Origin of the sequence: Streptomyces halobius (genome assembly GCF_023277745.1) — a bacterium.
GTDB classification, from domain to species: Bacteria; Actinomycetota; Actinomycetes; order Streptomycetales; family Streptomycetaceae; genus Streptomyces; species Streptomyces halobius.
This window is the reverse complement of sequence record NZ_CP086322.1, coordinates 187587-214540: the sequence shown is the minus strand read 5'-3', so window position 1 is coordinate 214540 and position 26954 is coordinate 187587. Positions and strand designations below refer to the sequence as shown.

Here is a 26954-nt window from a genome sequence, read left to right as displayed (position 1 = left end):
GGTACCACCGGATGTGGAGTGCGGCGACGTGCCGTGTTCCGACCCGGGGCTGGAGCGGTAGTCGTTCTGCTGCTCGTCGACCGGGCCAGGACTGGATCCGCTCACGGTCTCTGTGACGTTTCTCAGGGGACGGCCAAAGAGGCCGCCGGCGAACGGCCGTCGCGCGGCACGCGCTGCAGTGGCCCTGAGCGGGGCAGGACGGCAGGCGCCTGTTGCCGGCTCGCGGCTGGATGACACGGCGGTCGCGGCCATACGGGCGGTCACGGCGAATGATGCGGTGATGGACGCACTAATTCGGGCGGCCTTGCTCGAAGCACTCGCCGACGGGCGACCGATACCGCCTGATGCCCTGCTGCCCAGGTCCGTGGCCGTGGAACACGGGCGACTGGAAATCAGCTATGGCCGCATCGGCGCGCTGCGGAAGCAGCACAACGGCTTCTACCAGATCGTGCTGTCGCCAGACGACGTCCATCACGTCGATGTGGAGTTCCACCCGACAGAAGCCCATTTCCCTATGACGAGTTGGACGGTCTGGGCGGAGGGATACGCGTTCGCCCGTTGCGCCGTGCGCGGCACGATCACTCCTCCGGGAGTGGAGCGGTCAGCCGTGGCGGGCAGCGGTGTGTACGAGCGGGCGGTCACCGACCGCCGGTCGCAGACGCATATCGGCCGTGGCCCCTCAGACATGGGCTGGAGCCGACTGGTCGTTCAGCTGGACAGCGGCTGGGAGACGGTCGTCCGGCATGTGGAGCACTCGGACATGATCCCGTCAGGTGGTGGCACGGCAGACCGCTGCGGTTGCCGCGCCCCGAGGGCACGACGGCCGATGTCGAGGTGGGGTTGACTACCGCGGCGCCGTGGACCTCGAGGTCCAGCCACAACCACAGGGCCCGTGCCGGGCGCTGACCGCGCCCGGCACGGGCCCTGTGAACGAACGCCTCATCAACTGTCGAGGCTCATAGCGTTGTCCCTCCCTCATCATGCGGGGTGCACTGTGCGACGGAAGCCATCAGCCACAACCGAATCGATATCACCGGGCAACCCGGCGGTAGCGCCCCACCCCGCGTGGACACCCCGTTCCTCGGCGGATCCCCCTGCTGCCCAGCCGGTGCCGGCACCGCCCCGCCATGTCGCCATCATCATGGACGGCAACGGCCGCTGGGCCACCTCCCGCGGGCTGCCCCGCACAGCGGGCCACACCGTCGGAGAACGGGCCTTGGTGGATGTGGTCGAGGGCGCCGCTGAGATCGGCATCCGCTACTTGACGGTATTCTCGTTCTCCACCGAGAACTGGAGCCGCCCCCCATCGGAAGTCCGCTTCCTCATGGCGCTCTTTCGGCGCATGCTGCGCGCGCGCCGGGACGCACTGCACGCCCAAGGAGTGCGGTTTCGTTGGCTGGGGCGCATTTCCGAGTTGCCCCCTCAGCTGGTCACCGAAATTGAGGCAGCCGAGCGACTGACCGCCGGCAATACCGGACTCACCCTCGCTGTGTGCCTCAACTACGGGGGCCGCTCGGAGCTGGTTGACGCGGCGCGCCGCATCGCCGAAGCCGCCGCCGCCGGGAGCCTCGACCCGGACGCCCTCGACAGTCAGACGGTCGCCCGCTATCTCTACGCGCCCGACCTGCCGGATGTCGACCTGTTCATCCGCAGCGCCGGCGAGCAGCGGATCAGCAACTTCCTTCTCTGGCAGTGCGCCTACGCCGAATTCGTCTTCGTCGACGCGCCCTGGCCGGACTTCGACCGTCGGCACCTGCGTCAGGCGGTCGCGACGTACGCGAGCCGCAACCGCACCTTCGGAACCGTCCACGACCCGCAAGCGCGAGCTTAGGAGGCAGCCGTGTACCTCGACCGCATGGCGTTGACAAGCGCCGGCATCCACGATCCGCTGCTGCGTGAGTCGTACGAATTCTGCCGCCGACTCCTCGTGGCGTTCGGGGACGGCAAGGACATCTGGCGCGGCAGCCTGCTGCTGCCGCCGGAAAGGAGACCGCACCTGTGGGCCGTCTACGGATTCGCCCGCCACTTCGACGAGCTCGTTGACGGTGTCGACTCCGCGGTGACTGAGCGGGCGTTCAGCGAGTGGCGTGACGTCGTACTGACCGACGTCGGTTCTGGGCACTCGTGCGAGCCGAGTGTGCGCGCACTGATCCACACCCTGGGCGCATGGGATATCGATCCAGCCTCCGCCGAATCGCTCGTCAAATCACACCTCAACGCCCACCTGATGGACCTGCGTGTCACCGAATACGCCACCTGGGAAGACCTGCAGCAATATCTGCGCCTCATGGCGGTCGAAACCTTTTTTCCCATGGTTCTGGCCATCATGGGGCCGTTGAGCCGGCCCGCGGGCGAGGAGGGGGCGGCGATTGCTCAGGCCGTGCACTGGACCAACATGATCCGCGATGTCGCCGAGGACCAGCGGCTCGGGCGGACCTACCTGCCGCTGGAGGACCTGGACCGGTTCGGCGTCAGCCGCCAGGACCTGGCTCGCGGGCGGACGACGCCTGCCATCAGGGACCTGGTGAAGTTCGAAGTGGACAGGGCCCATTCCCTGTACGAACGTGGCGCGGACCTGCCCGACCTGGTGCACCCCCAGTGCCAGGGCTCCTTCAAAGCCTCACTGGTGTTCTACCGCTCCTACCTCACCGAGATCGAGCGGCGGGACTACGATGTCCTGACCGCCAAACCCCGCATCGGCCACGCCCGCCAGGCACAGCTGCTGCTGCGCGCAGGCGTTCCGCTCTTGCGGTCACGGGTGCATCGGTCGGTTACCCCGACGGGCGTCGCGCGGCGGCGCAGTGAGGCGGCCGGCCGACTGCCGGCAGGGAGCTGAGCACATGTTCGCGGCACTGGGCCGGGCCGCGGCCCGCCACAAGTGGGGTTATCTGCTGGTTCCGCTGCTTCTGGCCGGGCTGGCCCTGACCGCGGCCGCAGGGATCGGTGACCGGCTGAGCTACGGGGGCCTCATCGCCGCCGACGCCGAATCGAACCGGGCGGCGGTGACGGTCCGCGACCAGATCGGGCAGGGTGGTGCCGACACGGTGGTCATCTACCGCCATCCCCGCCACACGGTCGACGAGCCGGCCTTCCGCCGCGGGGTGGAGCAATCACTGTCGGCCGTGCCGGACGAGACCGTCGTCTCCACCATGACGTACTGGTCGCGCAAACTGCCCGTACTGGTCTCGCGTGACCGGCACGCCACGGCCGTCGCCGTCCTGCTCACCGGATCCGACGACACCCAGCGGGTGGACAGCTTCCACCGGCTGCGCGCGACCTTGCGGGCCGACGGCTTCCAGATCCAATACGCCGGGCCGGTCGCGCTGCTCGACGAGACCGCCCAACGGTCCCTCGCCGATGTGCGCCGCGCCGAACTCATCGCCTTTCCGGTGGTCTTCCTCCTTCTCCTGCTCATCTTCCGCACCCTGGTGGCCGCACTGCTCCCGGTGGTCATCGGCGGGCTCAGTATCGGTATCACCCTGGGATTCCTGGGCCTGCTGCGCGGTGCGGTGGAGATCTCGTTCATCACCGTGAGCCTGGTGACAGCTCTGGGACTGGCTCTGGGGGTGGACGCCGCGCTCTTCGTCGTCGGCCGATTCCGCGAGGAACTCACCCGCAAAGACAGTGTGCCGGACGCGGTCACGGCCACCTGCGCCACCGCCGGGCGCACGGTCTTCCTGTCCGGACTGACCATGAGCGGCATCGCGGCCGGATTCCTGTTCTTCCCCCTCGGCCTGGTGCGCTCGGTCGGCCTGGGCGCGACTGCCGTCATCGCCGTCAGCGCCATGCTCAGCATCACCGCACTGCCCGCCGCACTGGCCGTCCTGGGCCATCGGGTCAACGCCGGGCGACTGCCCTGGCCGCGCCGCCGGACAAACGCGCCCGCCGGTGACGGCTGGGCGAAGCTGGCCCGGACGGTGATGGCCCGGCCGGGGCACTACCTGGGCGGCGTGCTCATGGTCCTGCTGGTGCTCACCGCCCCGTTCTGGCACATCACTGTCAGCTTCCCCGACCAGCGAACGCTGCCTGTCGACGCGTCGGCCCGGGTGGCCACCGACAGCCTGCGCACCGACTTCGCGCTCAGCGGTCTCGAAGCCACTCAGGTGGTGGTCACCGTGCCCGGACGGCTGGACACCCCCGCCGGGCAGGAGGTCCTGACGGCGTGGGCCAAGAAACTCGTCCGGTCGCCCGGCGCGAACGCCGGGTTCATCGCCGCCACGTCCCGGCACAGCGCGGTGGTGTACGTGGCTCACGCCGGCAATGCCGGCGACCCGGCCATGCGCGACCTGGTACGGCACATACGCGCGATGCCCCCGCCCCCCGGAGGCGAGGTGCTGGTGGGCGGGCTGCCGGCGATGGCCGTGGACACCCTGGACCTGCTGTACGACAGGCTCCCCTGGGTGCTGCTCTACATCACGGTGTTCACCTATCTGGTGCTGCTGGTGGCCCTGCGGTCGGTCGTCCTGCCCGCCAAGGCATTGGTGGTCAACGCACTGTCCCTGGGGGCCTCCTTCGGCGCACTGGTGTGGATCTTCCAGGACGGGCATCTGCTGTGGCTGGTCGGAGGAACCCGCACCGGATACATCGACGTGGCCCAGCCTGTGGTCATGCTGCTGATGCTGATCGCCCTCTCGATGGACTACGAGTTCTTCCTGCTGTCACGCATCCGCGAGCAGTACGACCTCTCCCGGGACAACACCGCCGCGGTCGCCCTCGGACTACAGCGGTCCGGGCCGGTCATCACCGCAGCGGCCTTGGTCGTCCTGGTGGTCAGTGCGATCTTCGCCGGCAGCGGCGTCATGACGGTCAAACAGTTGTGCGTCGGCATGTTCATCGCCATCGCCGTGGACGCCACCTTGATCCGGGCGTTGCTCGTCCCGGCCGTCATGCGGCTGCTCGGCCAGGCCAACTGGTGGCTGCCCGGCGCGGGCGGCACCACCTCGAGCGGCACGAAACACACCGCGGAACTGACAGGGCACCGACTGTAGTCGCGTGCCATCGAACGCAACCAACACACCTTGCTGGCCCGCACCGTCCCCGTCCAGGCTCGCTCTGTGGCTCTGTGGTGGACCCTGACCCGCGGCCGCCTGCGCACCACCAGGGCCCGGCACCACAGCCCCTACCTTCCCGCCGCCCCTTCTTCAGGGAGCAAACCGCGTGGCAGAGATCAGTACACAGCGCTGGAGCAACCGCGAGGGACACCGAAGCAGGGGGGCGTCCGTGACCACGCCAGCTTTACGTGAGCAGCCCTTCGATCCCTCCGCCATACGCAACCAGGTTGCCTGCGTTCTCAGTGACTTTCTGGCCCGCAAGTCCGCAGCCGCCGATGCGCAGCACTTGCCTGCGGACGTGGTCCAGGCGCTGGGCGACTTCCTGACAGCCGGTGGCAAGCGCTTGCGCCCCATCCTGTGCGTGATGGGCTGGCACGCTGCAGGTGGCCACGGAGACACCGGGCCTGTGGTGCGGGTAGGCGCCGCACTGGAGATGTTCCATGCCTTCTGTCTCATCCACGACGACGTCATGGACAACTCCTGTACCCGTCGTGGCGCACCCACCGTGCACCGCGCCCTCGCCAGGGCTTACACGCCAGGTCGTAGCAGGGCTGCCGCCGACTTTGTCGGGACCAGCGCCGCCATCCTTATCGGTGACCTTGCCCTTGCCTGGTCGGATGAACTCTTCCACACCGCCGGCCTCGACCCGGCTCAGCTCTCGGCCGTGCTGCCCTTGCTCGACGCGATGCGCACCGAGGTCATGTACGGCCAGTACCTGGATGTGACCTCAAGCGGACAACCCACGGCGGATCTGGAGCGTGCCTTGACGATCCTTCGCTACAAGACCGCCAAATACACCCTCGAACGCCCCCTTCACATAGGCGCCGTGCTCGCCGGAGGCAACGGTGAACTCCTTGACTCACTCAGCGACTTCGCGCTGCCGGTAGGAGACGCTTTCCAGCTCCGCGACGACCTCCTCGGCGTCTACGGCGACCCACGAGTCACGGGCAAATCCCGTCTGGACGACCTGCGAGAAGGCAAGCAGACGGTGCTCATCGCCCTCGCCATGAGGAACGCCACCCCGGCACGGCAGCACACTATGAGCACACTGATCGGCAACCCGGCTCTGGACGAGGAGGGTGCCGAACGGGCCCGTCAACTCGTGACCGCCACCGGGGCCTACAATGAGGTCCGACGCCTCATCCAAACCCGTCGTCGGCAAGCTGAACGGGTACTCGAACGGCTCGTGCTCCCACCAGGCGTGGCCAACGCGCTGCGCGAACTGGCGCGTGCGGCCACTCAGCGGAGGACGTAACGACTGACACTTCCTGCCCTACCCCGACAAAGGCACGATCTGTAATCAGCCCGCATGACGTGACGAATGTCCAACACAGGAAAGGGCGTCCGCACCGCACAGCCACGCGGATTGACCGGCGACGCCCGCGCGGACCTCGCCCTGCACGACAGCGCCGCCGTGGCGGCCTTGGCCGCAGAAAGCGGTAGGACCTTTCAGATCGCGGGTGCTGCTCGGTCGCCGGTCGCGGAGGTGCGCATGGGTGATGCGCGCGGTGGTCGTCCGACTCTCTGCGGCGCGACTCACGGCGCCAACACACCATGGTTCTCCATGGGGCGGGCTCGCGGCGGGTCTTGTGGAGTCGCCGTGAGCCGCGTGAGCCGCATCGTGAGGGCGATCCCTTGAAGGAACAGGGCACCAGGCACACTTTAATGTGTAGATCTCACTACTAATGAGGATTGGGTACATGATCACGCTCACGAAGGAAGACGGCCCGGCGGATCTGGACGGGGTGACCCATCTGTCCATCGGAGCCTCCTGGGACCCCACCGCCGGGAGCAGCGGCGGCCTGATGGGGAAGTTCAAGCGGAAGCAAGGTACCGACCTCGACCTGATCGCCATCGCGATGCAGGGGCCGGACCCGGTACGCCTCGCGGGCCTTGACTCCCTGGATCCGATGGGCAACGGCTCACTGGTGCACAGCGGGGACAACCAGACCGGGCACGGGGACGGCGACGACGAGACGGTGACCGTCGAGTTCGAGAGGGTACCGGCCCAGATCACTTCCATCGTGTTCGTCGCCGCCGCGTACAAGAAGAACAGTGCCTTCCAGAACGCCCGGAACATCAGTTTCAAGGTGTACGACGCGACGGGCGGCAGCAGTCAGCAGGTCGCCGACATCTGGCCCAGCCTGCTCAGCAACGACAACGGCTGCGCGGTCGCCAAGGCGATACGCGTGGGCACGGGCTGGAAGCTTCAGGTCATCAATGAGACCGGGAAGATCAAGCAGGGGGACGAGCAGGCCCTGATGCGCTTCGCCACCAGCAAGTAGTGAAAGCCCGGTCGGGTCCGCGGCGGGGAGGAGCCGAGCCCCCTTTTCCTCCTCGCCGCCTCCTTGCCAACAGGGACTGTGGGAACCCCGATGTACTGCGCCGGCTCCAAGCCCGGGTCGGCCCTGACACGGTCGAAGTCGAGTGCTGGTCCTTTGGGTCGCCGAATGTCGGCCTGAAGGGGGTGCGAGGATCGGCACCGCGCTTCACCGAGGCCGACTGGCGTGTGAACTCCTGCGCGATGCAGGCGGAACGCAGGCGCGATAGGGGGATGGACATGGGAAGGCAGCGAGTCGAAACCGCTTGGGACCGGATTGGGGACTGACTGTGGGCCAACGTCCGTAACGCGTATGCCGGTTATGAGCAGGCCCAGCTGGAGGAGATCGAAGAGGCAGGTCGGACGCTCGGTGTTCCCTTCCCAAAAGAACTGGTCGCGACATGCTGGCCGACTTGGCCGACGATGGCGAGGGACTTGACGACTACTGGCACCACAACTACCTCTTCTTCACTGATGACGACGTCAACGGCCTGGTCATGGACTGTCGCCCCGGCGACACCTTCGGTGCGATCGGCCGGTTCAGCGAATACGAGGGCGTGAACTTCGGCCTGGCCCCTCGTTGGGCGCCTACTTGGCGGAGGTGGCGGCCAGCCTGGAGACCGGGCGCGCTGTCAGCGGATATACCCCCACCGCCTTCAACGGCAACTTGCTAACAGCCCTGCTCTTCGTACGGAACTTCACACTGCCCGAACACGAGCCCGGGCCCGGACCGTGACAGAACACCACTTCAGCCCTGTTCAGGTGAGTCGTCTGCCGAGCGCGAAGCGTCTATTTGCTCGGGCTGCTGTCGAACATCGAGCGCAAGAACTGCTGGCGGCTGGCTGAACAGGCGGGTCTGACCCGGCCGGGCCGATGCAGCGCCCGCTGCGCTCAGCCCGCTGGGATGCCGACGCCGTCCGCGACGACATCCGCTCCTACGCCGTCTAACACTTCGGCACCGACGCGGTGCCGCATCCGTCGCTCGACCTTGGGCAGCAATGTGTGCCCTTCTGTGACGCCGATGACGAAGCCGACCCCAACTGACTGAGGCTCTGGCCGCGTCCGAGGAGGAGGCCGGGGACGAGGGGCAGCCGGGCCCGGCCGCGGCGAGGGTCGCAATGCCCAGGGCGATGGTGTCGCGTCGGCGGGAGGGTCTGACGGTGGAGGTGCTCACGCCGGACTACCAGCGGATCAGGGACGTCCTGGAGTCGGAGGCGGGTGTGGCGGGCTGCGGGCGAAGGACCTGACGGGTTTGCTGGGGCTTGAGTCGGGGGTGCCGGCGAGAATCGAGGAGATCGAGGAGTGCGCGGCGGGGGTGGTCTGGAGGAGAGGTTCCTCCAGACCACTTGACCAACAGCGTGGCGGCCAAGACGCCAGGAGGTCAGGTCATGGCAGGCGCGCCGTCCTCGCTGACGTTGGCCGCGTCGGCTTCTGGGGCTTCGATGCCGCTTTTAGGCTCGGGTGCGGGGCGGGAGTAGAAGACGCTCCTTCCTTGCTTGCTGCGGTGTGCCAGGCCCCTGGCGACGAGTGAGTTCTCCAGGGTGTTGCGTACGGCGGTCTCGGGCGCAGCGTGCTGAGGGTGTTCCTGTGCCAGAAGCTTTGTCATCTCCGCGACGGTGCGTGGCTGTTCGTTGAGCAGTCCGAGGAGGCGGTCGGCGCGAGTGGGGCTCTTCTGCCGTCCCTTGCCCTTGACCGACGCGGTCTTCCGCGGCTTCTTGGGGCTTCCCGCTGCCTTGGCCGCGGCCTTCTTCGTCGGCTGGGCCTTCGGGACGGCAGTTGTCGCGCGTCGTGGGGGAGGCACAGCCGCCGACTCCGTCACTCCGGTGTCGGCCTCTGGCGGTGGTGATGTAACTGTCTCGTCCCGGGAGCCTGTTCCGAGGTGGTGCTGGAGGTCCTCCAGCTTTGCCTTGAGCTTCTGCAGTTCGTTGATCTCTTTCGTGATGCTCTTCAGCTTGGCAGCCACCTGCGCAGCGAATTCCGAGTCTGACATGGCACAGCCTGCTCTCTACGCCTGATCTATCTGTGGTTGGCTGGATGTTACTCGTCCTTCTCCGAATTAACCCAACGCTCCTCCAAGTCCATCATCCAGCATGTGTCATCTGTTGGTCGGCTGCGAAGCCGAATCGACTCACCAGCATGGGCTGTTCAGGGTTCCGCGTCACGGTTTTCGCCTGCCAAGAAGGGGGCTTGAATGCGCCATGTTGGAGGTGTTCGAGGGGCCGCGCCCTGCGGATCGATGTCCGTGTGTTCAGTAGCGGCCGTCGACAGCGGGCCGTCGACGGATCCCGGGGCGCGTGTTCGTTGCCGGCGGTCCAGATCGACACTGATCGAAGCCTGCCTTAGCTGGGCTTCGAGAGCCGGTGGAGGGGCCCGTGTCGGCTGCGGGGGGGGCGGGATGATGTCACTGTTCGAGCGTTGTCTTCCGACTGCGGGTCCTATGACCACCGGTCGTTGTGCACATGATGCTGTCACGAACGGGCGTGGGCAGGGTGCCGGTGGTGAGTACAGCCATCAGATCCCAGCCGAGGGCCGGGCGGCTGTACCGCGCCGTGCGGACGCACGTCCGGAGGCGGTGTCTCCTGCGGGCTCGTTGACCATCACTGGACCTGTGGGCTCCACGGTGAGGTCGTTCCTGTTGTCCGGAGGGGGCGCGTCACCACCGCCCGAGGGGGAGAACTGTCCGGAGAGGGCGGTCGTGCCGTTGGGCACACTTGCGGCCACAGAGGGCACGGAGGGCTGGACGGTCTCCGTGGAAGCGCCCCCCCGCTCTGGTCGGGCCTTCGGGCGTGATCACCCTACGGTTCCACTTCGAGGCCACTGAGTCGGGCACCGATCTGCTCCTCCGGAGGGAAGCCACGCACCCGGTCGTGTTCACCGTGCCCAGCGAGGGCCGGCGTGCGGTCTTGTCTGTCATCGGAGAAGTCACCAAGCCCGGTCCGGGCGGCAGCGCGCGGGAACCCCATATCTGGACGTGGCAGCTCGGCACGCTGGCGGAGAAGGCGTCCAAGGAGATCGAGGGCAGTGGCCGGGTGCGTGCCGACTACTCCGGTCCGTTGAAGGCGTCGGCCACCGAGAAGACATCCACCCGCACTCGCATCGGGCAAGTCCGATGCCCGTTGGACGTTGGAGCCTCTCCGGCGCCACCCGGCTGATGCGCCCGCTCGGCTTCACCCCGCAGATGCCCCAACGGCCGGTGGCCGAGCGGCTGCTGCGCGCCTTCTCGCCCGAGCCCGCTTTCGGATACCGCCTCCTACCAGCCGGGCGCCGACCTCCACCTCGCCATGTCAGTGTTCCTGGACGGCACCGACGGAATCGCTCGCCCTCCACGCCTGCGCGACCGGCAGCCCTTCCGCCAGCGGCTGGGACACCCTGATCCCGCTCAACTGACCGACACCGGCCACCGTGTGCGGCCTGGCCGCTGGTGAAGAAGACACCATTGCGCGGGTTTGCCGAATGGATGGTTTGGTCAGCGCCGTCGTCAGGCAGAGTCCGTCGGCAGGAAGAGTCCGGTACGACGACGTTGGAGCAAATCCAAGAGAGCGGGAAGTTTTGTCGGGAGCGTGGCTGCCATGCTGCATCGGCCCCGTTGCTGGGAGCGTCGTCCCGGTCATCGTCAGCACTGCGGGGAGGGGACGTTATGCGCACAGTCCGGGAATCCGCTCTGGATGTTTTGAGAACACGCGGTATGACTACGGTGTTCGGTAACCCCGGCTCGACAGAACTGCCGTTCCTCAAGCATTTCCCTGACGATTTCCGGTACGTCCTTGGCCTTCAGGAGGCCGTGGTCGTCGGCATGGCAGACGGCTACGCGCTCGCGTCCGGCACCACCGCCCTGGTCAACCTGCACACCGGCCCCGGCACCGGGAACGCGATGGGCGCCATCCTCAACGCCCGTGCGAACCGCACCCCCATGGTTGTCACCGCAGGACAGCAGGTGCGGGCGATGCTCACCATGGAGGCCCTGCTCTCCAATCCCCAGCCCGCGATGCTGCCGCAGCCGGCCGTCAAATGGGCGTACGAGCCGCCGCGTCCGGCCGACGTGCCGCCCGCGCTCGCCCGGGCCGTTCAGCTGGCCGAAACCCCGCCGCATGGGCCCGTGTTCCTCTCGCTGCCCATGGACGATTTCGACGCCGCTGTCACGGAGGCCGAGGACCGGGCCGCGCGGACCACCGCTGCCCGCAGGGTCGAGCACATCACAGCCCCGCGGCCCGAGACCGTCCAGTCGCTCGCCGACCGCATCAAGCGGGCCCGTTCCGCCGTCCTGGTCGTCGGCGACGACGTGGACGCGTCCGGTGCCTGGGACTCTGTCGTCCGCCTCGCCGAGCGCGGCGGGCTTCCGGTGTGGTCCGCGCCCGTCTCCGCTCGGGTCTCCTTCCCGCACGACCACCCGCTGTACCGGGGCGAGCTGCCGCCCGCCATCGGGCCGCTCGCCCGGACACTGGACGGCCACGATCTGGTCGTGGTCATCGGTGCGCAGGTCTTCCGCTACTACCCCTTCGTACCGGGCCCGTACCTGCCCGACGGCACCGAACTGGTCCTCGTCACCCGGGACTCCGACGAGGCCGCCAAGGCTCCGGTCGGTGACGCGATCGTCGCCGACCCCGCGGTGACGGCCCGGGCGCTCGCCGAACACTTTCCCGCCTGCGAGTCCACCCGCGCGCCGGACCGGCGGGAAAGTGCCCCGCAGGCGGCGGACGGGCCCCTGCCGCCCGGCACCGCGCTGGCCGCTGTTGCGGAGGGGGTGCCGGACGACACGTTGTGGGTGAACGAGTCGCCGTCCAACGTTGTGCAGTTCCACGAGGCCGCACGGATCAGCGCCCCTGGTTCCTACCTCTTCTCCGCGGGCGGCGGGCTCGGCTTCGGAGCCGCCGCGGCTGTGGGCGCACAACTCGGCGCTCCACACCGGCCGGTCGTCGCCGTGCTGGGCGACGGCTCGATCCACTACGCCGTGCAGGCGCTGTGGACTGCTGCGGCCTACCGCGTGCCCGTCACCTTCGTGGTGCTGAGCAACGCGCGCTACGCGATCCTGCAGTGGTTTGCGCAGCTCGAACATGCGCAAGGCGCCCCAGGACTGGACATCCCGGGACTGGACATCTCCGCGATCGCCGCCGGCTACGGCGTGCGCTCCTGCCGCGCCGAGGGTGCCGGGGAGCTCACCAAGCTCGTACGGGACGCCACGGGCCGGCGCGAAGGCCCCGTACTGATCGATGTCCCGGTCACCACGGAACTTCCCTCGCTGTGAGCCACCGGCGGAATCCGCCCACCACCCCCTGGCCCACCCCACAACACGACGACCGCGCTGCCGTTCTGACTGGCTGCTGCGGAACCTGTCTGCCGCGCCGCCTGGCTACTGCCGCACGGAAGCACTGGCCACACGAATCCTGGAAGGCCTATGTCCTTTGACTCCTCGCAACTGTTGAAAGAGCTGCGCGATCGACTCCCCGCCGACACCCTGCTGACCGACCCAGAGGCTCTGGCCGCACATGCCAGGGACGCCGCTCCGTTCTCCACCCCCGGCGTCCCCGCGGCCGTCGCCCTGCCGCGCACCGCCGCACAGGTCGAGGAGGTGATGCGGACCGCATACACGTACGGCATCCCCGTCGTCCCGCAGGGCGCACGGACGGGACTCGCCGGTGCCGCGAACGCGGTCGACGGCTGCGTCGTGCTCTCGACCATCCGCATGGACCAGATCGGCACCGTCGACCCGGTCAACCGGCTCGTCCGGTGCGAGCCCGGCGTGATCACGAAGCGCCTCAACGACGCCGCCGCCGAGCACGGTCTGGCCTATCCACCCGACCCCGCGTCCTGGGAGACATGCACGATCGGCGGCAACATCGCCACCGGAGCCGGCGGTATCTGCTGTGTGAAGTACGGCGTGACGGCCGACTATGTCCTCGGCCTGGACGTAGTTCTCCCCGACGGGCGGCGGATGCGCACCGGACGCGACACGGCCAAGGGCGTCGCCGGGTACGACCTGACCCGGCTCTTCGTCGGCTCGGAGGGCACGCTCGGTGTCATCGTCGGCGCCACCCTCGCGCTGCGGCCTGCCCGGCCCACCCCGCTCGCGCTCCTCGCGCAGTTCCCGAGCCTGGCCGCGGCCGGGCACGCCGTCGCGGCCATCACCGCAAGCGGGCACCTCCCCTCGGCCGTCGAGCTGCTGGATCGGGCGACCTCACAGGCCGTCGCCGAGTACGGGCACGCGCTGCTGCGGCCCGACAGCGCCGCCACCCTCATCGTCGAAAGCGACGCCCCCGACCCGGCGCCGGACCTCGCGGCGATGAAGGCGCTGTGTGAGGGCGCCGGCGCTGACCAGGTGGTCGCCGCAAGCACTGCTGAAGAGTCGCAGAAGATCATCGAGGCCCGACGGATGGTGTCCCCCGCGTTGGGTGCGTTCGCCGCCGCCCTCAGCGGGCAGCCCACGGCGTTCATCGAGGACGTGGCCGTACCGCCGTCCGAACTGCCCAAGTTCGTCGGCACGATCGAGGACATCGCCCGGTGCCACCGACTGCGGATCTTCACCCTCGGCCACGCCGGGGACGGCAACCTGCACCCCACGGTCCTCTTCGACGAGTCCGATCCTGACGAGGTCCACCGGGCCCGCACCGCCTACGACGACATCATGGCGGCGGGACTGGCACTCGGCGGCACCACCACCGGCGAACACGGCATCGGCACGCTGAAGCGCGAGTGGCTCGGCCGTGAACTCGATCCCGTCAGCCTCGAAGTGCACCGGGGTATCAAGCGGCTCTTCGACCCCCGACAGCTGCTCAACCCCGGAAAGGTCGTGGAAGCATGAAGCAGCCCTCGCCCCCGACCGGCCCCAACCCCACCGACCCCACCGACGCCAGGGCTTCCACCAGCCCTCCCGGTTCGCCGCCCAGGGGCACCGCCGCGCCGCCCCGCCGCGCCCGCCGCGGTGAATCCCTCCGCTTCGCCGTCACCCATGCCCTGCCGGCCTTCGCCCGAGGCATCCCGGCCCCGCGCCCGGCGGTCGTGGCGCTGCTGGGGGCGGTAGGCCAGGCCCGCTGGTCGGCCGCGACCCTGCGTGCCCTGCACGACCGCGACGACGGCGCCCCCGTGCTGCTCGGCGGGGCCTCGGGTGACACGCTCGTGCTGCTCGACCCCGCCGACGTCCAGGAGTTCTTCGCCCGCCCGGTGCGCGAACTGGCCCTGGACGCTGTGGACAAGACCAAGATGCTCTCGGTCATCGAACCCACCGGCGTCATCTGCTCCCACGGCGACCTGCGCGAAGCGCGCCGCGCCTGCAACGACCAGGTGCTGGCCCACCACGAGGAAGCCCACCCCTCGTGCGGCACGTTCCAGACGGTCATCGCCGAGGAATGCAGCCGGCTCGCCACCAAGCCCACCCTTGCATTCGCCCGGCTGCAGCGCACCGTTCAGCGCATTTCACGCCGCATCGTGCTGGGAGACCAGGCCGCCGGGGACGAGGAACTGCACCGCTGGCTGCTCGCCCTGCGCAAGGAGGGCAACTGGGGAGCGGTGCGGCACGGCCCCACGCCGGCCGGTCAGCGGCTGTACGAAGCAGCCACTGACCGGCTGCACGCCTACGCTCCGCACGCCCCCGCCCCCACCCTGCTCGGGCGCGCCAGGGACACGACCTGCGGCGAGGACGTCGACGCCGTGGGCCAGGCCCACCACTGGCTCCTGGCCCTCGACACGGTCGCCCCCATCGTCGCCCGTACTCTGCTGCTGCTCGCCGCCCACCCCGCCGAACAAGCCGCGCTGCACGACGTACCGCACGCACCCGACACCACCCGGCTGCGAGCCTGCGTTCAGGAGAGCCTCCGGCTCTATCCGATCGTGCCCGATCTGCTGCGCATCCTGCGCACCGACACCACATGGCGCGGGGTGCCCTACCGGGCCGGGACGCACGTCCTCGTCCCCATCGGGTTCCTGCAGCGCGACAGCGGCCTCGTCCCCGGCGGCTCGCTGTTCGCCCCCGGCCGCTGGTGCACCGACGGTGCCGACCGCGACACGCGGATGGCGCCGTTCAGCCACGGCGAAGGCCGCTGCCCGGGCGACCGGCTCGGGCTCATGGCCGCCACCGAGTTCTGCGCACAGCTGCTCCGCGAACACCGCCTCACCGAGGGCCGCCCCCGGCTCGACCCGCACCGGCCGCTGCCGGGCGCCCTGAATGCCTCCGGCATTCAGCTCACCTTGTCCCGCACCTGACCCCACCGGACCGCCGACCTGGAGACCCCACCCCATGGCCGAGACCGACACCGAACCGGGCGTGGCCGGACTGCACGAGCTGTGCCGCGAGTTGGGCGAGGCAGCGGACGCCGTACGCCGAGCCTCCCAATACGCCGGCGATCTCGCTCTGGGCACCCGCCTCCCGGTGCGAGCCTTGAGCAGCACACGGGCCCGTGCGGCGCTGCGCTCGCTGCTGCGCGCCCTCGCCGACCCGGCCGGACTCGGCTGGCCCGCCGACGGCCGGCGCCCAGCGGCCCGCGCCGCCTGGCTGACCGGGGTGCTCACCAGTCGCGAAAGCCTCGCGGTGAGCCTGGCCGTCGCGGGACTCAAGGCCCGTATCCGGGCGGCGGCCGTCACGCATCCCGAACTGCTCACCGACCCCGACACCGCCCGGGTGCTGCGGGCCATCGACGAGGACCGGCAACGCCAGGCCCTGCGCGCCTTCAAGTCCATCATCGGCAGCCAGGGCGCCGAACGCGCCTTCGCCCTGCTCGCCCCGTCGTTCGGCGACATCCTCGCCTGGAACGCGCTCACCGACGAGAACCCCTTCAACGACGCAGCCGCCTGGGAGATCGCCACCGGCCGCCCCCTTACCAGCGCCGAGCCCATCCTCGGTGTCAGCGCCCGCATCTGGGCCCTCCTCGACCGCGGTCCCGGCCGCGCCGAACCCGTCGCCCCCGACCCGTCCCTCCTGGAACGTCTCGACTGCTCCGGCACCGTCGTCGGCTACATCCGCAACATCGGGACCGTGGGCACCGGCGGCACTTTGCTCGTCCAGCAGATGATCGGCTCCGACGAGGTGACGCGCTACGTCGTCCAGCTCGCCGGGATGGCCACCGACGCGATCTCCAAGTCCAGCCCTCAGGACGTGCTCGGCGCCATCCACGCGGTCGCCCGGCCCGCCACGCCGTACTCCCGCGCCGTCACCCGGGCCCTGCGCACCTGGGTGCCCTCCGGCACCGACATCGCCCTCGTCGGACACAGCCTGGGCGGCATCACCGCGATGAACCTCGCCGCCGACCCCGACTTCTGCGCGCTGTACCGCGTCACGCACTGCGTGGCGATCGGCTCGCCCGTCGACGGCAAGCGCCCCGCCGACCCGGCCACCCGCGTCTTCTCGCTGATCAACGAACACGACGTCGTCCCCAGCCTGGAGGGCCGCTCCGCGGTCTCACCGTACGCCCTCCCGGCGCAGTTCACCGAGTACACCTGGACCGATGACACCCAGGCCTTCCCGCTGTGCCACGCGGCCGAACGCTACGCACACAACCTCCAGTTCGACGTGCCTGAGGCGAGCGGCGATGTCGACGCGGCGCTCGCCCCGTACCGCGGCCAGGTGACCGCCACCCGGCTCTTCGCGCTCTACGACCGCTGAGGAAACCCGTTACCCCTTCCCCTCGAGTACGAGGGGGCCCACGGCTCGTGCCGTGGGGCTTTCCGATCCGTCCGACTCATTGCCGCATGCCCGCCCGGAGGTCCCGCATGACCGACACCGCCCCCGACACCGACACGTCCACCAGCTCCGCCTCCGCCCCCTCGGACATCCCCGCACAACCCGGCAGCCCACCCCCGTCGCAACCCGCGCCCCACGGGCCGCCCAGCGTCCTCGAACGTCTCGGCTCCGCCGCCTTCGCCCGACTCAATCGCCGCCGCGAGTGGCACACACTCCCCACTGCACTCGGCATGTTGAACCTCCGCTTCCTCCGCGACGACCTGCGCCGTGAGAACCTCCACGACACCTACTGCGCCGGCGGCGAGCGCCCCCGCCGCGCCCCGGCGAGCCTCCCGCCCTTCCGCTCCTACGACGGATCGGCCTATGACCCCCACGACCAGGACATGGGCCGCGTCGGCACCCGCCTGGACCGCAACGCTCCGCTCCACCTCGCCTTCCCGGACAGCGACGCCGAACTGATGTCGCCCAGTCCGCGCGAGGTCAGCCGTCACCTCCTGGCCCGGCGCAGCTTCATGCCGGCCCCCACCCTCAACCTGCTGGCCGCCGCCTGGATCCAATTCGAAAACCACGGCTGGGCCAACCACGGCGACAACGAAAAGGCCGAACCGTTCACCGTGCCGCTGGCCGAGGACGACGACTGGGCGGGGGAGTGCCCCATGCGCATCAACCGCACCCGCCCCGACCCGGTCGCGCACACCACCCCCCACGCCCCGCCCACATACGAGAACACCCTCACGCACTGGTGGGACGGCTCGCAGATCTACGGCTCCTCCGAGGAACGCTGCCGGTCGCTACGTACCGGCGAGCTGGGACACCTCATCCTCCAGGACGGCCGACTGCCGGCCGATCCCAGGCCGGGTGTGTCCTGTCTCGACGCCACCGGAATGAACAGCGACTACTGGGCCGGCCTGTCCTTGCTGCACACCCTGTTCGCCAAGGAACACAACGCGATCTGCGACTACCTGCACTCCCACTACCGCACCTGGGACGACGAACGGCTCTTCCACACCGCACGTCTGGTCAACACCGCTCTGATGGCGAAGATCCACACGGTGGAGTGGACACCGGGCATCCTCGACACCCCCGTCCTGCACCACGCCATGAACGCCAATTGGTACGGCGTCCTGCCCCGCTGGGTCCGCAAGAAGTACGGCCGTATCGGCCAGGGCGAAATGCTCAGCGGCATCCTCGGCTCCCCGACCGACCACCACGCGGCTCCGTTCTCCATGACCGAGGAGTTCGTCTCCGCATACCGGCTCCATCCCCTCATCCCGGACGAGCTGACACTGCGCGACCACCGCTCCGGCCGCCGCGGAGAGACGATCGGCTTCAACGCCATGCAGGGCGCCACCACCCGCACCGCGATCGACGCACACGGCATGAGCGACCTGTTCTACAGCTTCGGCACCGCCAATCCCGGCGCTCTGGTCCTGCACAACCATCCCGACGCGCTGCGCAACCTGACCCGGCTCAGCGGCGAACACACCGATCTGGGCACCGTCGACATCCTCCGCGACCGCGAACGCGGCATCCCCCGCTACAACGCCTACCGGAAGATGCTCCGCAAGCGCCCCGTCACCTCCTTCGAGGAACTCACCGGCGACCACCCCACCGACACCCCGCTCCTGGAAGAGCTCTACGAGGGCCGGCTCGACCGCGTCGACACCCTCGTCGGCAACCTCGTCGAGCCCCGCCCCGCCGGCTTCGGCTTCAGCGACTCCCTCTTCCGCATCTTCATCCTCATGGCCAGCCGGCGCCTCAAGAGCGACCGCTTCTTCACCACCGACTACCGGCCCGAGATCTACACCCCCGAAGGGCTGGAGTGGATCGACCGCAACGGCATGATCCGCGTCCTACTGCGCCACCACCCCGAACTCACCCCCGCCCTGGACGGCGTGACCAACGCCTTCGCCCCCTGGAGGAACCTGTGACAGCCCCGCCTCCCGCCACACCGCCCACCACAGTCCCCGCCCCCGACGGCCTGACCGCCCCCGCGGCTCAGCTGGGCGCCCACGCCGCCGCCCTCCACGCGCACGCCAAGCGACTCCACGCGAGCGCCGCAGCCCTCAACTGGTCCGGCCCGGAGGCCGCCGCCTTCCACCACCAGGTCGAACAACTCGCCCACCGCTGCACCGTCGCCGCCCACGCCCTCACCCACTCCGCAACCCTCCTTGACCGCCTCTTAACCGAGTCGAACCCCGTGGCGGGTGGCCTTGAGCACCCGCCACGCCAAAGTCGAGGCGCTCGGATCAGCAGGCGCGGGTAACGCTGATCGTGGTGTTCTGTCGTGCGAGGTCTCGGGACTTCTCTGACGTCGTGTTCTCGGGACATCCTTGACGCCGAAGGCCTGTTGGTGACCTTCTCCCGCCTGCCTGTTTCTGGATCTTCGGGTGGGGTGCGGGATGGAGCACGACCGGGCATGGCTGTTCGCAGAGGTACCGAGCGTTCCGGGAGTGCCGGTCGGGTGGCCGATCACGGAGGCCGCGGTCCGGTACGGCGTCTCCCGGCAGATGGTGAACAACTGGCGCCGCCGCTACGAAGCCGACGGCATCACCGGCCTGGAAGAAGTTTCCCGGCGCCCGTACCGCAGTCCCCACCGGGTGACAGCCCAGGTCGAGGCGGCGATATGTGAACTGCAGCGGGCTCATCCGCGCTGGGGCGCCCGCCGGATTGCGGGAACAGCACACCCGCACACGCCGACGCTGATCGACAACGCCACCGGCTGTGGCCATACCCACGTTGCCGAGATGAACCAGCAGGTCGGCGACAACCTCAACCGCATGATCAGCGAGCTGGAAGACGGCCAGGTCGAGAGAGAGGCGGCGGGTGCCGGCTGACAATTCCCACCTGATCGTCGCCGCGGCTCGTCGCGGTCCGCGGCAACCCTGTCGTGGTGGTCCGGGCCCGTACGCGGTCCCGTGCCCCGGCGGGGTGTACGGGATGCGGCGCGTTGAGTGAGTGGAGCCACAGCCGCTATGTGCGGCGGCTCGCCGACGTCGCGCTCGGCGGTCGGCCGGTCCGGATCGATTGAGTGTGTGCCGTCCGTACAGCGAGAACGCGGTCTGCCCGAAGGTGACGTTCGCCGAGCAGGTGCCAGGACCGACTGTCCGTGCGCTACCAGAGGCGCACGCCACTGCTGCAGCACCTGGTCGAGCAGGTCGGTGTGGTGTTGGCGGGCAGGGGCGGGGCCTGGATGCTGCACATCTTGAACGTCACGCTCTCACGGTGCACCGTGCTCTCCCAGCTGATGCGGGTGCCGCTTCCATCCCCGGATGTGCCCCGGGTGTTGGGGTGGACGATTTCGCGCTGTACGGCGACACCTACGGCACGCTCCTGGGCGACGCCACCATCCGGCTACCGCTCACGCTCCGGGAGGGCAGGGACGCCGAACGGCTGAGCCTGATGGCTCCGCGGGCACCCGGTGTCGAGATCGCCTGTCGCGACGGCTCACTCACCTACCGGCAGGGCATCGCCGATGGCGCCCCCGACGCCGTCCAGGCCAGCGACCGCTTCCAACGTGTGGCAGGGCCTCTCCCGGCGCCTTCAGGACGTCACTGCAGCACACCGCAGAAGGTTCTATTCGAATAGTCGTCTCGGTGGTCCCTCATGCGGGTGTTGATCAGGGTGATCGTGCTGTGGAGCTCCGGTTCGGTGATCAAATCGGCGCTACGGGTGGGTGTTGACCAGTAGTGGTGCTGGTGTCGTGCCGGATGAATCGGGCGTGAAGTCATGGACTTCGCTTTGTCTGCGTCATGGTGCATGGCCGCACGACAGCGCGTGGGCCCGGGACGGCAGTTGTCCTGGCTCAGATCGAACACGAGGTAGGGCTATGCATCTGACTCCACATGAGCAGGAACGCTTGATGATGCACGTGGCGGCGGACGTCGCCGAGAAGCGACGGGCCCGGGGGGTGCTGCTCAACTACCCGGAAGCGATGGCGCTGTTGATCGTGCATGTCCTTGAGGGTGCCCGGGAGGGGAAGACCGTCGCCGATCTCATGTCGTCCGCGCGGAAGGTGCTGTCCCGGGAGGAGGTCATGGAGGGCGTCCCCGAGATGATCGAGAGCCTGCAGGTGGAGGCCACGTTCCCCGACGGCACGAAGATGGTCAGCATCCGCGACCCCTTCCCGGAAGCGGGCAAGGGCGAGGAGCCGGACATCTGGCCGGGGAAGACGGACTTCTCCCAGCTGGACGAGGACAAGGTCGTGGCCTTCAACGAGCACTTCAGGAAAGCCGACGAGCTCGAGGATGGGGTGGTGGTCAAGCAGCGGGAGGTCAAGACGGTGAAGGTCAAGAACCCGTCCGACCGCCCCGTCCAGGTCGGTTCCCACTACCACTTCGCCGAGGCCAACACCGAGCTGGCGTTCTGCCGTCGCGATTCGTGGGGCATGCGTCTGAACATCCCGGCCGGCAGCTCCGTACGGTTCGAGCCAGGCTTCGACGAGGAGGTCGAACTCGTGCCCATCGAGGGCAAGGTGGTGGTCCACGGTCTGAGCCTGAACGTCAAGGGCTTGCCCAGGAAGATCGATGGGTCCCTCAAGAACTACGAAGGTTCGATCGACGACGAGGGGTGCCCGATCCATGGCTCCCTCGAGTCCGTTGCAGTTTCGACCGACCAGGTGGGGGTCTGACCATGGCTGAGTGCCCGGACCGCTGCTCCTGCTGCCAGGAGAAGCCGAATCGTCATGCCCCGCTGACCCGCGCCGACTATGCAGACCGGTTCGGCCCGACGGTCCGCGACCGTATCCGCCTCGCCGACACGGCACTGCAGGTCAAGATCGAGGCCGACTGGTCGGGCGGCCCCGGACGCAGCGGTAACGAGATGATCTTCGGTGGCGGCAAGGTGATCCGTGAGTCGATGGGGCAGTCCATCGTCCCGCGTGATCCGCGCAAGGCCGGCGAGACCGCCAGGACTGCCATGACCGCCGAGGCCACCGAGGCCGCCGGTAGCGCCGTCACACCCCCGGACACCGTCATCACCGGCGTCGTCGTGCTGGATCACTGGGGCGTCGTCAAGGCCGATGTCGCCATCCGCGACGGCAAGATCATGGCGCTCGGCAAGGCGTACAACCCCGAGATCATGAACCCTGTGCACGAGAACGCGGTCAGCCACAACGGCATCGGCCCGACGCCCACCGACTTCGTCGTCGGCCCTGAGACCGAGGTCATCTCGGGTAAGGACCGGATCCTCACGGCCGGCGGGATCGACACGCACGTCCACTTCATCTGTCCCGAGCAGATCAGTGAGGCGCTGGCCTCGGGCGTCACCACCCTCATCGGCGGCGGTACGGGGCCGGCGGATGGCAGCACCGCCACGACCGTCACGCCCGGCTCCTGGCACCTGGACCGCACGTTCGAGGCGCTGGACTCCTTCCCGGTCAACATCGGGCTGTTCGGCAAGGGCGCCACCATGTCGAAGGACGCCATGCTCAACCAGTTGGACGCCGGCGCCATCGGGTTCAAGATCCATGAGGACTGGGGGGCCACGCCGGCCGTCATCAACCAGTGCCTTCAGGTCTGCGAGGAGACGGGAGTGCAGCTCGCGCTGCACGCCGACTCGCTGAACGAGGCCGGCTTCCTCAAGAACACCATTGACGCCATCGGCAAACGTCCCATCCATGTCTTCCACGTCGAGGGCGCCGGCGGTGGGCACGCCCCCGACATGATCAAAATGGTGAGCGAGGACAAGGTACTGCCCGCCTCCACCAATCCCACCCGGCCGCTGACCGTCAACACGGTCAAGGAGCACTTCGACATGGTGATGATCGCCCATCACCTCAACTCGAAGGTCGACGAGGACCTGTCGTTCGCGGACTCCCGTATCCGGCCCTCCACGATGGCCGCCGAGGACATCCTGCACGACCTCGGCGCCATCTCGATCATGTCGTCGGACGCCCAGGCCATGGGCCGTATCGGCGAGATGATCACGCGCACTTGGCAGACCGCGCACGTCATGAAGGTACGCCGGGGCTTCCTGGAGGAGGACCTGCCGCAGGACAGGAAACAGGACAGGCCGACGAGCGGGACGGTGGGGCCCGGCAACCCGGAGGACACGACGCCGGAGCCCAAACCGCCGTTCGCCGACAACAGGCGCGCCCGCCGGTACGTCGCGAAGTACACCATCAACCCCGCCCTCGCCCACGGCATCGGCGGGGAGGTGGGGTCGGTGGAGAAGGACAGGCTGGCCGATCTCGTGCTGTGGGAGCCGAAGTTCTTCGGGGTCAAGCCGCACCTGGTCATCAAGGGCGGGCAGATCGCGTACGCGCAGGTGGGCGACGCCAACGCCTCGATCCCCACCCCGCAGCCGGTCCTGCCGCGCCCCATGTGGGGGTCCACCGGCATGGCGCCGGGCGCCATCTCCTACAACTTCGTCACGCAGCAGGCCATCGACAAGATCACCGCCCGACGAGCCGGCGGTGGCTCGGCTCCACAGCCCGGCGACGGCCAGCAGCCCGAGCAGCCCGAACTGCGCAAGCTGAACAAGCCGTTCAAGGCCATCACCAACACGCGTGAGGTCTTCAAGCAACACATGAAGGAGAACAACGCCACCCCGAAGGTCGACATCGACGCCGACACCTACGAGGTCATCATCGGCGGCGCGAAGGTGACGGACGTGACGACCTTCGTCGAGGAGAAGATCGTCGACCGTGCCCACGTCTGCGAACTGCCCATGGCACAGCGGTACTTCCTCTTCTGAAGCCCAAGCAGGACACCACTCGGTCACACAGCAGCTGAGCTGTCACGAAGAGGAGGAAAGGTGACCTGCGAACGATGAACCGCGCCGCGCTGTTCGTCCTGGCCGACGGCCGGTTCCCCGCCGGAGGGCATGCGCACTCCGGCGGAGCCGAACCGGCCGTGGCCGCAGGCCGCGTCAAGGACGCGGACTCGCTGGAGGACTTCTGCCGGGGGCGGTTGCACACCGCGGGCCTGGTCGCGGCGAGCCTGGCCGCCGCGGCCGCCGACGGACACGACCCGCTGGCGCTCGACGAGGCCGCCGACGCCCGCACCCCGGTGCACGCCCTGCGGACCACGGCCCGCAAACTCGGACGCCAGATGATGCGCGCGGCCCGCGCCACCTGGCCGTCCGCCGAACTGGACCACCTGGCCGCGGCCAGACCGCAGGGCGCGCACCAGCCGGTGGTTCTGGGAACGGTCGCTCGGTCGGCCGGACTGGTGCCCCTGGATGCCGCGTATGCGGCGGCGTACGAAACCGTCAGCGGACCGGCCACGGCCACCGTCCGGCTGCTGAGCCTGGACCCGTTCGATGCCACCGCCGTCCTCGCCCGCCTGGCTCCCGACCTGGACCGGGTCGCCGCTGCTGCTGTCGCCGCCACCCGGCGCATCCCCGGGGAGGGACTCGAGGCGCTGCCCGCCGCCTCCGCGCCGTTGCTCGACATCACCGCGCAGCAGCACGCCGCCTGGCCGGTGCGACTGTTCGCCTCCTGACCACCCGCTCACGAGACCCGCACACGACGACACGAGGCAGAGGCCCCTATGCACCTTGACCACGAACTCGACGAGAAGTTCCCGCACCGCCACACCTACAGCGCGGCTGGGCCGGCCCGCCCCGACGGCACCCGCCGCGCCCTGCGCATCGGCCTGGGCGGCCCGGTCGGCACCGGCAAGACCGCGACGGTCGCCGCTCTGTGCCGCGCCCTGCGCGACGAGCTGTCCATCGCCGTCGTCACCAACGACATCTACACCCGCGAGGACGCCGAATTCCTGCTCCGTGAAGCCGTCCTGCCGCCCGAGCGCATCACAGCCGTCGAGACCGGCGCCTGCCCCCACACCGCCATCCGCGACGACATCTCCGCCAATCTGGAGGCCGTGGAGGACCTGGAGGAGAACGTCGGCCCCCTCGACCTGATCCTGGTGGAGTCCGGCGGCGACAATCTCACCGCCACCTTCTCCAAGGGCCTCGTCGACGCGCAGATCTTCGTCATCGACGTGGCCGGCGGCGACGATATTCCCCGTAAGGGCGGCCCCGGTGTCACCACCGCCGACCTCCTCGTCGTCAACAAGACCGACCTCGCCCCCTACGTCGGCGTCGACCTCGAAGGCATGGCCCGCGACGCCAAGGCCCAGCGCGGCGAACTCCCCGTGGCCTTCACCTCCCTCACGTCCGAGGGTGGCGTCACGCTGGTCTCCGACTGGGTCCGCGAACGCCTCACCGACTGGACCGCGGACTCCACCGCATGAGCCTCACTGCCGAAGAGAACGCCCCAGCCGTCCAGCAGGCACCGGCCGTCGGCGTACACGCAACCGCCCGCATCACGGCGGCCGACCGGGGCGGTGTCACCACCCTGCCCGTCCTCGACGGTGACGGGCCCTTCGAACTGCGGCGCCTGCGCTCACGGGGAACCGAAGCCCGCGTGTGCGTCGTCGGCGCCATGAGCGCCCCCCTCGGCGGCGACCGGCTCCGTATCGAGGCCACCGCCCAACCGGACACGACACTCCACATCACCTCCGCCGCCGCAACGCTCGCCCTGCGCGGCCCCACCCCCGACCACGCCACCTACGACGTGCATCTGACCGTCGCAGAACGCGCGGAACTCCGCTGGCTGCCCAAGCCGCTGATCTGCGCCGCCGGCAGCAATCTGCAGCAGACCTGGACCGTCGACCTCGCCCCCACCGCCCGGCTCATCCTGCGCGAAGAGCAAATTCTCGGACGTGCCCGCGAACCGTCCGGCCATGTGGCCACGCGACTCACCGTCCGACGCGCCGGACGCACCCTGCTCGCCCAGGAAGCCGCATACGGCCCGGGCGCACCCGGCTGGGACGGCCCAGCCGTCCTCGCCGACCACCGCGCAACCGGCCAACTCCTGATCGCCGATCCGGCCTTCGAGACCACACCCCCGGACGTTCGACTCCTCGGCGACGCACCCGAAGACGGCCATGCAGTCCTGACCCCGCTGGCCGGCCCTGCCGTCCTGGCCACCGCCGTCGCCCCGGACGGCCTGTGCCTGCGCCACCTCCTCGACACCGCACAGTCCACCGTGCGTCGCCCCGCCCAGGTCAGCGAGCAGTGATCATCCGATTGCTCGTCCAGGTACACCGTCGACTGAAACAGGCCCCAGGCCGCTGACCTGGGGCTTCGCTATGGAGCGGGTGACGGAGTCGAATCCGGGCTCTGGGCTGGGGAATCAATGGCGACTCGGGGGTCAACGGCGCTCTGAACTGCGGCTATTTGGGCTCAGGTTCCTTGTCGGAGACAGCCGGCTGGACCGCTGCTGACCCTGGTGTATCGCGCTCAATGGGGTGCAGGGCTGGCCTGCGATGGGATGGGGGCGGAGGCGAGTCGCGTGGGCCTGATGCGGGTGTGGAGGGTGCAGCGGGTCTGCGCCGGCGGTGGAGGTGTGGTCACCATGCCCTCCCGCAGCAGGCGGACGTAGCGGCTGACCGTCGTCCGTTCGCCCGGGAGGCCCTGGTCAAGGACTTCACGGAAGAGCTGTCTGGCGTTGTCGCAGCCTTCGGTGAAGCGCCGGTAGATGTAGGGCTTGTAGTCGTCCGGTTTGGTCCGGTGCTGGGTGACTTTGACCAGCAGCTCGTCGACATTCTCCGTCCGTGCGTAGCGGCGGACCGAGTAGTAGTCGAGATCCAGGTCGCGGCTGATTCCGAGCAGGGCGGCCTGCTGCGTGGAGTTCCTGGACGGCGCGGTGCCGCTCGCGGATGGTGGTGACGATGGGGCGGGGCCGGCCGTGGATGTCGAGGAAGTCGTCCGGCATCGGAGGTGGTTCCGGCTCGTTGGAGACAGCAGCGGCTTCATGGGCGGAGCGGAACGCCAGGGCCCGCACCGGCACCATCTGCCGCCACCTGATCCAGATTCCGGCCCGGATCGCCGCCGGCGTGCGCCGTATCCCTGCACCTGTCCGAACGCCGGCGCTGGGCAGCCGTCTTCACCGACCTGTGGAAGGTCA

General features: G+C 69.0%; 22 protein-coding genes and 1 pseudogene. 21 read left to right on the top strand and 2 right to left on the bottom strand.

Annotated elements, in window-relative coordinates; genetic code table 11:
* Positions 1 to 280: 280 nt before the first annotated feature.
* From K9S39_RS00855 to K9S39_RS43295, 7 genes and pseudogenes are all read left to right on the top strand, one after another.
* Positions 281 to 844, top strand: a complete 564-nt coding sequence (locus K9S39_RS00855; protein WP_248861383.1) for a hypothetical protein — start codon at positions 281 to 283, stop codon at positions 842 to 844.
* 264 nt (positions 845 to 1108) lie between these two features.
* Positions 1109 to 1831 (top strand): polyprenyl diphosphate synthase, encoded by a 723-nt coding sequence (uppS, locus tag K9S39_RS00850; RefSeq protein ID WP_248861382.1) that lies wholly within the window; start codon positions 1109 to 1111, stop codon positions 1829 to 1831.
* 9 nt (positions 1832 to 1840) lie between these two features.
* The gene (locus K9S39_RS00845) at positions 1841 to 2836 is read left to right on the top strand and encodes a phytoene/squalene synthase family protein (protein ID WP_248861381.1); all 996 of its coding nucleotides are present in this window, start codon (positions 1841 to 1843) and stop codon (positions 2834 to 2836) included.
* 4 nt (positions 2837 to 2840) lie between these two features.
* Positions 2841 to 4988: an MMPL family transporter gene (locus K9S39_RS00840; protein ID WP_248861380.1), complete on the top strand. Its 2148-nt coding sequence runs from the start codon at positions 2841 to 2843 to the stop codon at positions 4986 to 4988.
* A 232-nt stretch (positions 4989 to 5220) separates the two neighbouring features.
* A complete protein-coding gene (locus K9S39_RS00835; RefSeq protein ID WP_248861379.1) occupies positions 5221 to 6306 on the top strand; it encodes a polyprenyl synthetase family protein in 1086 nt (361 codons plus the stop codon).
* A gap of 445 nt (positions 6307 to 6751) precedes the next feature.
* Positions 6752 to 7336, top strand: a complete 585-nt coding sequence (locus K9S39_RS00830; protein ID WP_248861378.1) for a TerD family protein — start codon at positions 6752 to 6754, stop codon at positions 7334 to 7336.
* A gap of 828 nt (positions 7337 to 8164) precedes the next feature.
* A pseudogene (locus K9S39_RS43295) lies at positions 8165 to 8316 on the top strand (IS701 family transposase); the annotation flags it as partial.
* 436 nt (positions 8317 to 8752) lie between these two features.
* On the opposite strand, the gene K9S39_RS00825 reads toward K9S39_RS43295, so the two are convergent.
* On the bottom strand, positions 8753 to 9334 hold the full coding sequence (locus K9S39_RS00825) for a hypothetical protein (RefSeq protein WP_248861377.1): 582 nt from the start codon (positions 9332 to 9334) through the stop codon (positions 8753 to 8755).
* 823 nt (positions 9335 to 10157) lie between these two features.
* On the opposite strand from K9S39_RS00825, the gene K9S39_RS00820 reads away from it, so the two are divergent.
* The 14 genes from K9S39_RS00820 (at position 10158) to K9S39_RS00755 (ending at position 26066) form a co-directional block, all read left to right on the top strand.
* Entirely contained in the window at positions 10158 to 10523 is a 366-nt protein-coding gene (locus K9S39_RS00820) for a hypothetical protein (RefSeq protein WP_248861376.1), read from the top strand.
* A gap of 485 nt (positions 10524 to 11008) precedes the next feature.
* Positions 11009 to 12613 carry a benzoylformate decarboxylase gene (mdlC, locus tag K9S39_RS00815; RefSeq protein WP_283112087.1) on the top strand — a complete coding sequence of 535 codons (1605 nt, stop codon included), beginning with the start codon at positions 11009 to 11011 and terminating at the stop codon, positions 12611 to 12613.
* A 150-nt stretch (positions 12614 to 12763) separates the two neighbouring features.
* Positions 12764 to 14167, top strand: coding sequence for an FAD-binding oxidoreductase (locus K9S39_RS00810; protein WP_248861374.1), 1404 nt, complete (start codon positions 12764 to 12766; stop codon positions 14165 to 14167).
* Positions 14164 to 15564 (top strand): cytochrome P450, encoded by a 1401-nt coding sequence (locus K9S39_RS00805; protein WP_248861373.1) that lies wholly within the window; start codon positions 14164 to 14166, stop codon positions 15562 to 15564. The genes K9S39_RS00810 and K9S39_RS00805 overlap by 4 nt, the downstream gene beginning before the upstream one ends.
* Positions 15565 to 15598: 34 nt before the next feature.
* Positions 15599 to 16960: an alpha/beta fold hydrolase gene (locus K9S39_RS00800; protein WP_248861372.1), complete on the top strand. Its 1362-nt coding sequence runs from the start codon at positions 15599 to 15601 to the stop codon at positions 16958 to 16960.
* 107 nt (positions 16961 to 17067) lie between these two features.
* On the top strand, positions 17068 to 18969 hold the full coding sequence (locus tag K9S39_RS00795; RefSeq protein ID WP_248861371.1) for a peroxidase family protein: 1902 nt from the start codon (positions 17068 to 17070) through the stop codon (positions 18967 to 18969).
* Positions 18966 to 19304, top strand: a complete 339-nt coding sequence (locus K9S39_RS00790; RefSeq protein ID WP_248861370.1) for a hypothetical protein — start codon at positions 18966 to 18968, stop codon at positions 19302 to 19304. Before K9S39_RS00795 ends, K9S39_RS00790 begins: the two co-directional genes overlap by 4 nt.
* A 136-nt stretch (positions 19305 to 19440) precedes the next feature.
* Positions 19441 to 19875, top strand: a complete 435-nt coding sequence (locus K9S39_RS00785) for a helix-turn-helix domain-containing protein (RefSeq protein WP_248861369.1) — start codon at positions 19441 to 19443, stop codon at positions 19873 to 19875.
* A 454-nt stretch (positions 19876 to 20329) separates the two neighbouring features.
* A complete protein-coding gene (locus K9S39_RS00780) occupies positions 20330 to 20626 on the top strand; it encodes a hypothetical protein (protein WP_248861368.1) in 297 nt (98 codons plus the stop codon).
* Positions 20627 to 20867: 241 nt separating this feature from the next.
* On the top strand, positions 20868 to 21668 hold the full coding sequence (locus K9S39_RS00775; RefSeq protein ID WP_283112083.1) for an urease subunit gamma: 801 nt from the start codon (positions 20868 to 20870) through the stop codon (positions 21666 to 21668).
* 2 nt (positions 21669 to 21670) lie between these two features.
* On the top strand, positions 21671 to 23734 hold the full coding sequence (locus K9S39_RS00770; RefSeq protein WP_248861366.1) for an urease subunit alpha: 2064 nt from the start codon (positions 21671 to 21673) through the stop codon (positions 23732 to 23734).
* A 74-nt stretch (positions 23735 to 23808) separates the two neighbouring features.
* Positions 23809 to 24483, top strand: a complete 675-nt coding sequence (locus K9S39_RS00765; protein ID WP_248861365.1) for an urease accessory protein UreF — start codon at positions 23809 to 23811, stop codon at positions 24481 to 24483.
* Positions 24484 to 24531: 48 nt separating this feature from the next.
* A complete protein-coding gene (ureG, locus tag K9S39_RS00760) occupies positions 24532 to 25236 on the top strand; it encodes an urease accessory protein UreG (RefSeq protein WP_248861364.1) in 705 nt (234 codons plus the stop codon).
* Positions 25233 to 26066, top strand: a complete 834-nt coding sequence (locus tag K9S39_RS00755) for an urease accessory protein UreD (protein WP_248861363.1) — start codon at positions 25233 to 25235, stop codon at positions 26064 to 26066. Before ureG ends, K9S39_RS00755 begins: the two co-directional genes overlap by 4 nt.
* A 221-nt stretch (positions 26067 to 26287) precedes the next feature.
* Here the strand turns inward: K9S39_RS00755 and K9S39_RS00750 are convergent, their stop codons facing one another.
* Positions 26288 to 26803: a hypothetical protein gene (locus K9S39_RS00750; RefSeq protein WP_248861362.1), complete on the bottom strand. Its 516-nt coding sequence runs from the start codon at positions 26801 to 26803 to the stop codon at positions 26288 to 26290.
* Positions 26804 to 26954 lie beyond the last annotated feature (151 nt).